The sequence below is a fragment of the bacterium SCSIO 12741 genome, assembly GCA_024398055.1.
Taxonomy (GTDB): Bacteria; Bacteroidota; Bacteroidia; order Flavobacteriales_G; family Salibacteraceae; genus SCSIO-12741.
The window spans coordinates 1,707,193-1,720,862 of record CP073749.1 but is presented as its reverse complement, the minus strand read 5'-3'; the positions used below and the strand labels follow the sequence as shown (position 1 = coordinate 1,720,862).

The 13,670-nt window shown below is 45.6% G+C and carries 9 protein-coding genes; all 9 read left to right on the top strand.

Annotation, left to right across the window (positions count from 1 at the left end; genetic code table 11):
* Position 1: 1 nt before the first annotated feature.
* The 9 genes from KFE98_07345 (at position 2) to KFE98_07305 (ending at position 13,657) form a co-directional block, all read left to right on the top strand.
* A complete protein-coding gene (locus KFE98_07345; GenBank protein UTW63945.1) occupies positions 2-2,815 on the top strand; it encodes a PAS domain S-box protein in 2,814 nt (937 codons plus the stop codon).
* Positions 2,816-2,965: 150 nt separating this feature from the next.
* Positions 2,966-3,424 (top strand): response regulator, encoded by a 459-nt coding sequence (locus KFE98_07340; GenBank protein ID UTW63944.1) that lies wholly within the window; start codon positions 2,966-2,968, stop codon positions 3,422-3,424.
* A 3-nt stretch (positions 3,425-3,427) separates the two neighbouring features.
* A complete protein-coding gene (locus KFE98_07335; protein UTW63943.1) occupies positions 3,428-4,165 on the top strand; it encodes a polysaccharide biosynthesis/export family protein in 738 nt (245 codons plus the stop codon).
* Between the two features lie 2 nt (positions 4,166-4,167).
* A complete protein-coding gene (locus KFE98_07330) occupies positions 4,168-6,501 on the top strand; it encodes an AAA family ATPase (GenBank protein UTW63942.1) in 2,334 nt (777 codons plus the stop codon).
* Positions 6,498-7,736, top strand: a complete 1,239-nt coding sequence (locus tag KFE98_07325) for a lipopolysaccharide biosynthesis protein (GenBank protein ID UTW63941.1) — start codon at positions 6,498-6,500, stop codon at positions 7,734-7,736. Before KFE98_07330 ends, KFE98_07325 begins: the two co-directional genes overlap by 4 nt.
* On the top strand, positions 7,733-8,851 hold the full coding sequence (locus tag KFE98_07320) for a glycosyltransferase (protein ID UTW63940.1): 1,119 nt from the start codon (positions 7,733-7,735) through the stop codon (positions 8,849-8,851). Before KFE98_07325 ends, KFE98_07320 begins: the two co-directional genes overlap by 4 nt.
* Entirely contained in the window at positions 8,848-10,140 is a 1,293-nt protein-coding gene (locus tag KFE98_07315; GenBank protein ID UTW63939.1) for an O-antigen ligase family protein, read from the top strand. Before KFE98_07320 ends, KFE98_07315 begins: the two co-directional genes overlap by 4 nt.
* Positions 10,141-10,292: 152 nt before the next feature.
* Complete coding sequence (locus KFE98_07310) at positions 10,293-12,938, top strand: hypothetical protein (GenBank protein ID UTW63938.1); 2,646 nt, start codon at positions 10,293-10,295, stop codon at positions 12,936-12,938.
* Between the two features lie 11 nt (positions 12,939-12,949).
* On the top strand, positions 12,950-13,657 hold the full coding sequence (locus tag KFE98_07305; GenBank protein ID UTW63937.1) for an acyltransferase: 708 nt from the start codon (positions 12,950-12,952) through the stop codon (positions 13,655-13,657).
* Positions 13,658-13,670: the final 13 nt, after the last annotated feature.

Genomic DNA, 13,670 nt, shown 5'->3' with positions numbered 1-13,670 from the left:
TTTGCCCGATCTTTTTCAAATAGATGGCGAACAGCTCAATGTTCTGTTTCCGTTCTACATTCAGGTAGATCCGGATCTCAACATTACCCGAGCGGGTAAGAGCATGGTTAAGCTTTTTCCCGATATAGTAGGTCAAAACCTGTTTGACCCCTTCAACATTTTACGTCCATCATTGCACCTGAACTTGTCCTTCGAATCCATTCAGGAGAATACCAACAAAGTATTCATCCTAAAAGGGAAACTCGGCATGAACCACATCCAGTTTCGTGGACAGGTTTTAGCCTCAGATGAACGATTACTCTTTGTGGTTAGCCCCTGGCTGACCGCGGTAGAGGATTTGGAGAAACACAATTTGTCCCTCACCGACTTTGCCATTCACGATCCGGTTACCGATATGCTTCTGGTCATTAAAGTGAGACAACTCGCTATTCAGGATTACAAGAAGCAACAAGCCATTTTAACGAAAAAGAACAAGGAAATTTCTGAGCTGGCAACCATCCTTTCAGAAAGTGAAGATCGCTATAAACAGCTGGTGCAAGATGCCAGCGATATCATTTACAAAACCAACCCGGCCGGTTTTTTCACCTTTACCAACAGCGTAGCCGAGCGACAAACCAAAATGACCTCGGAACAACTCGAGAAAACCCACTTTACGGACCTCGTTCGCGAAGACTGGAAGGAAAACGTCATCGAATTCTACCGCAAACAATTTGAAGAGCGATTACCGACGACCTATTTCGAGTTTCCAATTTTAGACTCCGAAGGCAATGAATTGTGGATCGGGCAAAATGTTCGAACCCTGTTTGAAGGCGACCAAATTGCAGGATTTCATGCCGTAGCCAGGGATATTTCTGAAAAGCACCACTTCATTCACCAAATCAAAGAAAGTGAGAACAAGTACCTGGGTATTATTTCGAATATGAACCTGGGCTTGCTGGAGGTGGACCAAAACGAAATAATCCGCTTTGCCAATCAACGCTTGTGCGAAATGAGTGGCTATGAACGCAATGAACTGATTGGTAAAAATGCCCGAGAGTTGTTCTTACCTGAAAACAAACGTCAAGCTGCCATCAAGGTGAATGAACGGAGAAAAGCCGGTAAGTCGGATGCCTATGAAGCGGAAATCATAACGAAACAGAAAAAGAAAAAATGGTGGCTTATTAGTGGGGCACCACTCCGGGATCGTGAAGGTGTGGTCGAGGGATCAATTGGAATTCACCTAGACATCACTGAACAAAAAGAACTGGAGGAAAGCCTTAAGGAATCCAAGCGAATCGCTGAAGAATCTTCGGCTGCCAAGGAACTTTTTCTGGCTAATATGAGTCATGAAATAAGGACGCCTATGCACGGTATTATCGGGATGAGTCGGTTGCTACAGAACGCTCCTCTCAATACCCGGGAAAAACAATACCTGGAAGCCATTCAGAATTCCTCTCGAACCCTGCTCGAAATCATCAACGATATTCTCGATTTGTCCAAAGTGAATTCGGGTAAACTCGAGCTTCAAAATGCACCTTTCTCACTCTCTCAACTTATGGCGGGTGCATTGACAGGTGCAGAATACCTGGCTGCTGAAAAAGATCTGATCCTAAGTTCCAACACCGATGAAATGGATGAAAATCTTGTTCTGGTTGGAGATGGCATTCTGCTTCACCGAATTCTCACCAACCTGTTGAGCAATGCCATCAAATTTACACCGGATGGCGAGGTGCGATTGAGCTGCAAAATGGAGCTGAAGGACACCAAGACGGTATTGGCCCATTTTGAAGTAAAAGATACAGGGATGGGTATTCCTAAGGATCGGTTGGAGTCTATTTTTGAGAGCTTTGAACGGGTAGAATCCAAAGACCGTCCAGCCATTCCGGGAACAGGATTGGGGCTTACGATTTGCCGCCAGTTGGTCCAAATTCAACAAGGAAAGATTTGGGTGGAAAGTGAAGAGGGCAAAGGAAGTTCGTTTTTTGTGACCATTCCTTACCCCTTGGGTAAACCCGAAGATTTAGGACACAAAGAAGAAAAAGAAGATTTGGTTTACGACCTCTCCGGGCTCAAAATTTTGCTGGCAGAAGATAACCGTATCAACCAGGTTTTGGCTTCCAGTATTTTGGAAGAATATCGGGTTTCAGTAACCCTGGCCGATAACGGTAAACGAGCTTTGGAAATTCTTGAACAAGAAAATTTTGACCTCATTTTGATGGATATTCAAATGCCGGAAATGAATGGGATTGAAACCACAGAGGTAATCCGAAACCAAATGGAGTTGCCCATACCTATCTTGGCCCTCACCGCCAACGCCTTTAAGGAAGACAGCGAAAACTACTTGCGGGCCGGGATGAATGATTACCTCTCCAAACCTTTCGATGCCGACCAGTTAATTGAAAAAGTAGGCTCCCTGACCGGGCGAAAACGATTGCAAGTCAAATCGGGGAAAGAACGAGATTTGGCCGCCTCAGAACCCGAAGAAGAACTACTCTACAACCTGGAAAAAATCCATGAAATTTCAAGAGGCAATGACGACTTCGTCAATCGGATGATAAACCTGTTTGTTCAGGAAATTCCAAAGTCGCTCGAAGCGCTTGAAAAACATTTGGAACAAGAAGATTGGGCCAGTATCAAACAAGTGGCGCACTCGATAAATCCGTCCGTTCAAATGATGAATATAACGGGTATCGGAGACCAGATTCAGGAGTTGGAAAAAATGGCTGAGTCACCCAGTGACCGCGATGCCATTCCAGCTCGAATTGAATTTATCACTCAAGCCTGCCGAGCGGCTATCAAACAGCTCGAAAAAAGGCTTGCTGCTTATTCAGAATAAGACTTATCAACCTTATTGCCCGATTCTCTGATCGAGAATCACTCTCTAACATAGACTAATTGACTTTGTTGGAAAACATTTAACCAGTTGCTTTTCAGGGGATTATGTTTTTGGTATCGCTATTGAATATCCAAAAGCAAACAATAAATCATGAAAAAAATGGCCTCTCCCCTGGTATTTGTAGTTGAAGACGACCCGCTCTACGGAGCTTTCATCAAAGAGGTGCTTCTTCAGAACGAATACACGAACCTTAAACTCTTTCAATCTGGCAAAGAATTCATGGAAGAGTTACATAAAAACCCTTCCATCGTCATTTTGGACTACCGCCTTAAGGAGCCTGGATTGGATGGATTGAAAATCTTAAAACGCATTAAAGCTTACGATCCTGACATCCATGTGCTGATGCTTACCGGGCAGCAAAAGCTCGAAGTAGCAGTAAACACCTTGAAGTATGGTGCTTTTGATTACGTGATCAAAGATGAAAATGCGCAACGCAACCTGCAAAAACAACTGCAGCGAATCGAAGAGATCAATAACCAGATCAAAAACAAAAAGTCGTCTGGTGGTTTTGGTCGCCAGCTTTTAAACTCTCTTCTCCTTTCCTTTTGAATCATGAAAACGCTCCCATCCTTTCAACTGATGCTTTTGTTTTTTCTGGTGCTTAGCCTAAGCAGCTGCCAGGTTCAAAACTTGCTGGAAACCGGAAAGCACTATCCCCTAACTGCAGATAGTCTCGCTGCCGACTCAGCAAGCTACGTGCTACGGGTAGACGACAAAGTGTCCATCAGCTTATGGAATCACAACGACTTGAGTGTAGGATCTGTTTTTGACATCTACAACTCCGCTGAGGCCTATGGAAAATGGGAACTGATCGATCCGGAAGGAAATATCCAGGTTCCAAAAGTAGGCAAGGTGCACCTGGCGGGTCTTACCCTAAATCAAGCAGCTGATACCCTAAGCGCCCGGTTTGCCGAATTTGTGGTTAACCCCATAGTGGTGGTCAAAGTGCTGAACAAGGAAGTTACTCTTCTAGGTGAATTTAACTCGCCAGGAAACTACCTGCTTGAAAAGGAAAAGAACACCCTATACGAAGTCATTGGTAAGGGTAGCGGCTTTGATTACTACGCCGATAAAAAGCGAGTGAAACTCATTCGCAACAACCGTCAGTATGTCTTGAATCTCACCGAAATGGAGGAGTATGAAATCAACAACATTTCGGTGTTGCCTGGAGACATGATCATCGCCCCGGCTAAAAACGGAAAGGCCCTGGACAAAAAGGCCCCGACCCTCATCTCTGTAGCAAGTATCATAACTGCGGTAGTGATCCTATTCACCTCATTTGGAAATTAATCATGGAAAACGCTCAACAACTAAAACGAATGCTCTGGCCCCTGCTCAAGGGTGCACCCATCATCCTATTGAGCGTGTTGCTGGCTCTGGTATTGGCCTTTCGCTACGTGCTGTATACCAATCCGACTTTTGAAAGCACCTCAAAAATCAAGTTGGACGATATTGGACATGGTTTTTCGAGTGCGTCCCTGTACGAAGATTTCGACCTGTTTTCTCACTCCAACAAGATTGCTGCTGAGGTGGAAGTATTGAAGTCTCCGATGTTGGTTCAGAAAGCTTTGGAAACCTTAGATTTTGAAGTGAGTTACTTCCGGGTGGGAAAGGTGCGCACTTCTGAACTTTACCTCCACACACCCTTTTTGGTGGAGTACTCAGGTATGGCTTCAGAAGCCTATGATCGCTTTTTCGATTTGTACTTGAATCAGGACTCCACCTTTACCCTCGTTTTTGCGCCGGGAGGAGTTGAACGCCGGGTAACAGGAAAACTAAACACGCCTGTAATAGACCCTCTTTTTCAATTTACAGTAAAACTAAATCAAGAACTATTTACCGACAAAGAACAAATAGATTGGGCGGATCATTTTCGCTTTAAAATCCACTCCAAAGAATTTATCAGCGAGCACCTGGTTGGTGACAATCTGGACGTGAGTGCCATCGATAAAGACATTGCCATTCTTCGGGTATCCTATCGCTCCGAAGTACCCGAAAAGGCGGCAGCTTTTGTCAATGCCCTATCCGAATCGTATGTGCGCGATTACGTAGAAAACCGAACTCAAGCCGCCGGTCGTACCGTACGTTTTATTGAAAATCAATTGGCCAAGGTTGAAAATGAGCTGAAGGAATCGGAAAGTGCTCTGGAGAAATACCGACTACAAAACAACATCATCAACACCTACCAGGAAAATGAAACCGACTTACGGAAAATAGCCCAACTCAAAATTCAATTGGCCAACCTGGAAATGAACGAAGCGGCCCTGGACACCCTGGAACACTACGTGACCAAGTCTCAAAGAGATTTTACCGAATTGGCTCCCAATTTCGAGGCCTTTAACGACTTGCTGTCCACCGAACTGGTAAAAGAACTAATCCAGCTTGAAGGCGAAAAAAAGGAGCTTTTGGTGGTCTACACTCCTGCCGATGAAAAAGTGAAGTTGGTGGAGGATCGTATCCGTCATATCGAGAACTACATTGTGGAAAGCATTCGCAATACCCGGATTAATAGCGGGATAAAAAGAAAGGAAATTGAAAACGCCATATTAGCTGCTGAAGAAGCATTGCTTTCGGTTCCTACCAAGGAAAAGCAGCTGGTTATTTTGGAACGCGACTTTAAACTGAACCAAAAGATCTACAACTTTTTAGCTGAGAAGAGAACGGAGGCGTCGATCGCAGAGGCGGCCAATATCTCCTTTCACCGCATTATTCAGCACGGATTGATACCCCGAATTCCGGTATCGCCCAAAAAGAACATGGTTGTTATCATTTCGGTATTCATCGCCTTGTTGGGATCTATCTCCTTAATCGTAATTCACGAAATGCTGCAGGGGAAAGTAAACTCCCGGGAGGAATTGGAAGCTACTTCTGCCACTCCTCTTTGTGGCGAAATTCCACACCTGAGTGCTAAATCCAATGGTAAGGATGAAGCCGCCTGGCAAAGCCTGGCCACCAATCTGCAGCTGCTTAAACGAGTGGTTCGGGGAAGTGCCGTGTCATTGGTATCGTCTCATCACGGTGAGGGTAAAACAACTTCAGTTCGCGGATTGGCCAAAGCTTATGGATTAATGGGATGGCGAGTTATCGTGTTGGATGGAAACCTGATCAACCCGGATCTATCTGCTCAAATGCAATGTGAATCTCATGCCGGATTGGCCGAAATATTGAACGGTAGTGGCACTTTGGAAAACTGCCTGGTACAAAATGAAACCGAAAACTGGAGTTTCTTGCCTGCCGGCAACAATCGCAATTTCCCGCTTCGGTTGTACAATCAGCCACAGCTTGAAGAATTGATCAACTCGCTCAAAAAAGACTTTGATTTGGTTCTAATCGACTCCCCGGATTTGGCAACCTCCATAGGAGCCTTAAAGTGGATGGAATACAGCAACCAATCCATCTGGGTGATTCACGCCAAACGCAGCAAGGAAAAGGACCTAATGGCCGTAGATAAAATCAGCGAAGAGTATGGGTTTTCAAACCTGTCCATTCTACTCAATGGAGTAAAGGGCTTCCACTTATCCGAAGTGTGGCCCTTCAATAGCCTCAAAGTGTTGTGGGGTTACCTTCCCAGCAATTCCCGCTTAAAACTGAGTGGCGATAAACTCATTAAACACCTAAGATCATGAACCTAAGTAAGTGGAAATCTAAGTTGTTGCCCTTTATGGATCAAGGCGTGGTGAGCGGAGGAAACTTCATTGCCGGCGTGCTGCTGGCCCGTGCTTTAGGAATGGATGGCTTCGGACAATTCTCCATCTTTTGGTTGGTGGTATTGTTCTTCAGCAGCTTGAATCAAGCGGGAATCAGTACTCCTTTATACACTCTGTTTCCACAGAAGTCCTTGGAACAAAAAACCGGCTACCTCACTTCGGTAGGTTGGATGCAAGCCTTGTACAGTATTGGCGCCTCTGGACTTCTGATCCTCGTTTTTACCCTGGCTACCCCTTGGGTGAGTGTTTGGAATCTGGACCAGGCCTTATTGGGTTCGGGCGTGTTGTTCTCCTTTTTGACCTTTGACTTTATCCGTCGCCTTCACTATTGCCAGGGAAAAACCAAGCAGGTTCTGGTACTCGATTCGGTGGTTTATACCCTTCAATTAGGGGCCTTCGCGATACTTACCTGGATGGGTTCCGTAAGCTTAACTTCTGTTCTATTGGTGCTGATGGTTACCTACCTTATTCCTCTATTGGGTTTGAATCAGGTTTTGCCCATTCGCTCTATCAGTCTCCATGATTTTAAAAGTGATTTAGCCCGCCACTGGACCTTTTCCAAATGGTTGATCGGTACGGCATTGCTTCAATGGACTTCCGGAAACTTCTTTTTGATTGCCGCATCCGTTCTACTTGGACCAGCGGCCGTCGGCGCCATTCGAATTTTGCAAAATCTGGTGGGCGTTATGCATGTGGTATTCCAGGCCCTGGAGCACATTGTTCCTCTTCGGGCTTCTCAAATTTTCCAGCAGTTAGGATCTGGAGCACTAAAATCTTTTTTGAAAAAAATTGCGGGTCAGGGGGTAATGGCCACTACCGTCATGGGCATTTCTATGGCGGTTTGTGGTCCCTTTTTGGTAAGACTTCTTTATGGAGATGATTACGTGGATTATGCCCACTTGCTGTATGGCTTTGCCCTGTTGTACATCTTCGTGTTTACCGGTACTATTCTTCGTTTTGCCATTCGTACGCTCGAACTCAATCGAAGCATTTTTATCGCCTACACCTTGAGCACTATTTTCAGCATTTGCCTGGCTCACCCGGTAATTCAATTCTTTGGTATTGCCGGTGTGGTTATTGGGCTTATCGCCAGCCAAGTCATCATCCAAATCTACTTTCTCTATTCCCTAACCTTAAAATTTAAGCAAGCATGAAAATCATTCACTTGATACTTGGAAAAGCCAATCCCCTACGCATGAATGGGGTAAACAAGGTGGTGAACAACCTGGCCACTACCCAGGCTCAATTGGGTCACGAAGTAGAGGTTTGGGGAATTGCCACTAATCTGGAGTTAAACTACCCGGAAAGAAACTATGTGACCCGCCTCTTTTTGGCACCTTCTTTTCCGTGGGGACTGCCTTCAGAACTTAAGCAACGACTAACCGCCATGAAGGATCCTTGTGTGGTTCATATTCACGGTGGATTTATTCCTCGCTTTTTCGTGGCTTCCAAACTGCTGGATCGTTTGAAAATTCCATACGTACTCACTCCGCACGGAGCCTACAACGACAAGGCTATGGAGAAAAGTAAGTGGGTCAAAAAAGTCTACTTCCAACTTTTCGAACGCCGTTTGATTGAGCATGCTCAATCTCTACATGTGATCGGGAAAAGCGAATGGAATACCCTTCAGCAACGTGAACTGCACCCCAACGGCGTGTTGATTCCCAACGGACAGATTCTGCCTCAAAACCAAAAAGATTACAAGCTGAAAAACCGCAAGCACCCTGTATTTACCTTTTGCGGAAGAATCGATATTGAAACCAAGGGCCTCGATATTCTGTTGCAAGCTTTTGAGCTGTTCACCCGTCAAGGTTTGCAAGCCGAACTCTGGATCATTGGCGACGGCGCTGAATTGCCCAAGCTCAAGGAACTGGCTCAATCACTGGGCCTAGATCATCGGGTGACTTTTCATGGCATGCAGACCGGTGATGCGAAAAACCAATTGCTGCTGGAATCGGATGTGTTTTTTCACCCCTCCCGGAACGAAGGTTTGCCCGGAGCCGTGCTGGAAGCCGCCGGATTTGGCGTGCCCTGCGTGGTAAGCCAGGAAAGCAACATGGCCGATTATATCAATCAATTTAAGGCCGGTGCCGGATTGCATAACAACAACTCCAAAAACCTGGCTCAAAGCATGAAACAAATGCAAGATCACTTTGCCAATGGCTCTCTCGAAAAATTAGGAGAAAATGCGCGCCAAATGGTGAGAAAAGCATTTGACTGGAGCTCCATCAGTGAACAACTATTTCAAGTATACCGCGCCGCACTATGATGGCCCAAAGCCAAGATAAATTTGCCCGAAACATCGCCTGGGTTCTGATCGCTATCCTGTTTTTGAAAGTGGGAAGCTACTTTACGGTATCCGAGAGTATCGTGATTACCCGAGTAGTTAAGGTGATCGTTCGATTAATGGCTACCGGGTGGTTGATCTTGGTTTTAAAACAACTTCAAAATCGAGGAAATGTTACTTCCTTTCACTGGCAAAATCAGGCGGCTTTGTTCTTTTATTTCGGCTACCTGTTTTTGGGTTTGTGTTCCCTTTTGTGGTCCACCAAGCCGGGTTACTCTTTGCTGCAATTAACCATGAACACCGAAAGTTTCCTTTTCGGCTTTTTGTTCATCAAAACCTACTTGGTACTACGCGATTTTTATCCGCAAAGAGCCACTCGATTTTCGGCTCTATTGGCCCCCGCCCTGTTCTTTATCCTGGCCATTTTCGTCATTGGATTATTCGTTAATCCCGACACCTTTTACCGGTTAACCCATGGAGGGGAAGAAGCTCGACTTGGAGGATATTTTATGAACCCCAATGAGCTGGGTATGCTGGCCGTGATAGGATTGGCTTGTAGCGGAATGGAATTGTACCTCGGCGCACCCAAGGTGAAGCACATCCTCATGATGGCGGTTATGCTTTTTGCCCTGGTCAAAACCGGATCCCGATCGTCGATGATCGGTTTGGCCTTGATTCTGGGCTACTTCATTTTCATTTCCAAAAACCGTAAGCTAAAGTTGGGTATGGTGGCAGCAGGAATAGCGGCCGTTCCTTTGGTCGTAAATACCATCATCATCAAACACGGCGGCCTGGACGAGGTACTAAGTATGACAGGACGTTTACCGTTTTGGAAAGCCCTGTTGAGCGAAGGTCTCCCAAAAGAACCTCTATTCGGTTTTGGCTACATGCGCATCGCTTACACCGATGCCTTTCAAAGTGTACACACCTATGCGGGTAAGATGACCCACAACACCTTTATTCAAGTCCTGATGAATTTGGGCTTCGTGGGGTTTTCCATCGTACTGGTTCAAATGATATTCACCTTCTCCGGTGTTCGAAAACTCTCCCTTCAGGCCGATCGCTTGTTTTTCATTGGACTGATTATTCCCTTGCTGATTAACTCATTCACCGAATTCGGGATTTTTGGAGAAACCAATTTTGGTATTCTCTTCTACCAACTTCTAATCTGGCTGCTGGTGGTTAAACGTAACCCCTTGCTCACCCTCAAGCAGAAAGTGATTTTAAGGAAAAAGAGGCCCGACCTCTATCAATCCTGGGTAAAAGGCTAAGCGTATTCTGTTTTCTCCTGTAGAAAATGTCTCTAATCGAGAATAGCTCTTTTACCTGCCAAAAACACAACCAACTAAAAAACAATTAGTTACAATCTTTTCCGCCCCTGGCACAAGGTTGGTTTAAGGTTTATGGAACGAAATCATTGCTTATGAAACCCTTTTTAAACTCCAGCGATTTAAACATTCTTACTCACCTCTTCGCTTCACCCGAGGCAGGCATAATAAGTAAGAATTCTCAAGATAAAATAGGCCACAACGAAACGCTTCGTAATGCCTCTCAAGAGGATGCACCTACCATGCAGATTCGTGTGGCTGAGGATGATCGATCTGAAATGCGATCAGACTACATCATGGACTTTACGTCTCGCTCTGGAGCTCCTCAAAAGGGTTATCAGCACAAGAAGTTTTACTACATCAAAAATCAGGATGGAAGCATGCGCTGGGTTGTTCCTCAAAACGCCAAGCGAGCCACCTTCTTGAACTTCTATTGCTCTTCGGGCATGCGGGCAAAATTGTTGGCCTTTGTTTGGTCCCTTGCTTTTGCTTTGAAAGGGTTTCGTTCGGCCTTCTTCCCATCCTTTACGGTTTACTACAAAAAGCCTCTATGGATGGAAGGCTGCTGGGCTCCATTAGACTTTGAGAGCTACAGCTTTTTTATGGGCACTACCGGACCCAATCGCAAGGTTGTGGTGGAGCTCAATCAGCGCGGCAAATCCACACATTTTGTAAAAATTCCACTGGGCCGTGGATCCCAGAAAATATTGGAAAACGAAATGTCGGCCATCCGCCGACTGTCCTACCACAGCTGGACCAAGCTTGTATTTCCACGGCACTCCTTTGATGGTGCTGGTCACAGTTTGATTACTCAAAACGTTCGTCCTTCCGCAGATTCACAACCCACAGAAATAGGGAATGTACACAGCGCTGCGCTGGTGGAGCTTCATGTGAAAAGCAGTTCACTTTCCACCTTGGGAGAGACTGCCTTCTTTCAAAAAGCCAAAAACCGGATGGACCGCCTCTATCCCGATCACCGAATCCAGCACAGTGATTTGATCCGTCAATGCATGATCGAGCTGGAAGCATCTTTGGATGAAGGAAAGCTGATCCACACCTCCATGGCTCATGGTGATTTTACACCCTGGAACTTGTACAAGGCTTCCAACAGATTGCACGCTTTCGACTGGGAGCTATCCGAATCCAAAATGCCAGCCTTGTTCGACCTTTTTCATTTTGTATTTCAGAGTGGTGTTTTGGTTCAGCGTAAATCTTATTCAGAAATCAAAAAGACCTTAAACAAGGCCTTGAAAACAGAGCCTATTCGTCGTTTGATTGAAACCCACAACCTGGACGTGGATCTCTATTTCAAATTGTACCTCTACTACCAGGTAAGTTATTACCTCACCCTGTATGCTGCTCAGGAGAAATTGCATACTCAGGTTCAGTGGTTGGCCGAGACCTGGTTAGACGCCCTTCGCGATGTTATTCCATTGCCTCAGGAAGATGTGAAAATGCTGTTTCTCCAGGATTTTTTCGGACGTATGGCCAACAGCACCTATGCCCTGCTTAAGTTTCACGAAAATCAGTTGGAAGAACTTCAGCCTGGTTCCGACTTAGATATCTTAATTCCAAAGGCCAACTTGGAGCCCATAAAAAGCTACCTGAAAAAGTATCCAGGGGTGGTTCGTGCCCGGTTTGTAGACAAGTCGTTTATGACAACAGCTGAGCTACACCTTTCGGATAACTCATTCCTAAGCCTCGATTTACTACACTCTTTTAAGTACAAAGCCAAGGCCATGATGAATCCCGAGCGAATGTTGCTCACTGCTCGTCAGGAAATGTACGGCTTGGCCCTCCCAGACGAGGTACTTGATTTTGAATTCGTATTCCTGTTCTACCAATTGAACAGAGCTGATATTCCAGCCAAGTACCGCACCTTTTTCAAGGCCTTCAGTGCCAAGAAACAAGATTTGACTATCCATCACCTTAACCGCAAGTACAATCTCGGTTTAGAGAACAAGGAAAGCCTGTTTAACGCATCCGCTTCTATCCGTCAATCTTTGATGCAGACTTTGAATCAGGATCCTCGAAACAAGGGATGGGAAGGGTTAAAAAACACCTTCAATTATGTGGTAGATACTTTCACCCGACTATGGAAAAACCAAGGCATGATCATCACCTTTACTGGCGTTGATGGAGCTGGAAAATCGAGTGTGATTGAGGCTGCTGGAAAACGCATCAGCTTAGAACTTCGTCGCCCGGTAGTGGTGCTACGTCACCGCCCTTCCTTGTTGCCCATTTTGAGTGCCTGGAGATACGGGAAACAAGGAGCGGAGCAGCGCAGTATCAATCGTTTGCCACGAACCGGCACCAACAAAGGAACCCTGAGCTCCCTGCTTCGTTTCGCTTATTACTACACCGATTACGTGGTGGGTCAGATCTACGTGTACTTCAAGTACATCTTACCAGGAACCATTGTACTCTATGATCGCTACTACTTTGACTTCATTAGCGACTCTCGTCGATCCAACCTGGTATTGCCCAAAGGATTGATCCGTGCCCTGTACAAATTCATCTGGAAGCCTGAAGTAAATGTATTGCTCTTTGCCTCGGCCCAGGAAATTCTAAAACGTAAACAAGAGCTCACCGAAAACGTGATCACCCGCCTGACTCAGGATTACCAATCCCTGTTTCACGATTTGGCTGGAAAAAACAGCCAGTCCAAGTTTCTTCAGATTGAGAATGTGAACCTGGATGCCACAGTAGAGCAAGTTGTACAAGAAGTAAGAACCTTTTAAATCTCCGCCTTATGAAAGCTATTATAGAACGCATTATCCGTCTGAGAAACCCTCAATTTGCCTTTGGTCCGGCTGTAACCACCTCCATGGTAATCGAGCTTTTTACTGAAAAGTTGATGGCCTGGGCACGATCCGGAAAACTGATCCTAAGAGGACGAATTCCAAACAAGGTTCTTTTGGGCCGCGGAGTTCAGTTTCACTATCTCAGTAAAATCTCCCTGGGTCGCTGGGTAAAAATTGAAGATCACGTTTGCTTAAGCGCCCTGGGTTCAGGTAAAATCAAAATTGGAAACAACGTAGGAATCGGAGCCTTTAGTCGGCTTATCATTTCCACTTCATTTGGCCAAATCGGTCAATTCATACACATAGGAAATAACGTCGGGATTGGGGAATTTGCCTATCTGGGCGGGGCTGGAGGACTGACCCTTGGGGAAGGTTGTATTATAGGTCAGTACTTCAGTTGCCACCCAGAAAATCACCACTTCGGAAGGTTGGATCAGGAAATTCGCTTTCAAGGCGTTAGCCGCCAGGGAATTAACATCGGTAAAAACTGCTGGATTGGATCCAAAGTCACCGTTTTGGATGGAGTAACCCTGGGCGATGGTTGTGTGGTGGCTGCCGGATCGGTCATCACCAAAAGTTTTCCCGCCAACTCCGTCATTGCTGGTGTTCCAGCTCGAAAAATCAAAGAAAGAATCGTCACCCCAAAAGTGGCTTAAACACCCCAAAATC

Bases quoted from the DNA above. Each gene is read 5' to 3' on its own strand.
- KFE98_07330 (UTW63942.1), top strand. From the start codon at position 4,168: ATGGAAAACGCTCAACAACTAAAACGAATGCTCTGGCCCCTGCTCAAG.
- KFE98_07320 (UTW63940.1), top strand. From the start codon at position 7,733: ATGAAAATCATTCACTTGATACTTGGAAAAGCCAATCCCCTACGCATG.
- KFE98_07315 (UTW63939.1), top strand. From the start codon at position 8,848: ATGATGGCCCAAAGCCAAGATAAATTTGCCCGAAACATCGCCTGGGTT.
- KFE98_07325 (UTW63941.1), top strand. From the start codon at position 6,498: ATGAACCTAAGTAAGTGGAAATCTAAGTTGTTGCCCTTTATGGATCAA.
- KFE98_07310 (UTW63938.1), top strand. From the start codon at position 10,293: ATGAAACCCTTTTTAAACTCCAGCGATTTAAACATTCTTACTCACCTC.
- KFE98_07305 (UTW63937.1), top strand. From the start codon at position 12,950: ATGAAAGCTATTATAGAACGCATTATCCGTCTGAGAAACCCTCAATTT.
- KFE98_07340 (UTW63944.1), top strand. From the start codon at position 2,966: ATGAAAAAAATGGCCTCTCCCCTGGTATTTGTAGTTGAAGACGACCCG.
- KFE98_07335 (UTW63943.1), top strand. From the start codon at position 3,428: ATGAAAACGCTCCCATCCTTTCAACTGATGCTTTTGTTTTTTCTGGTG.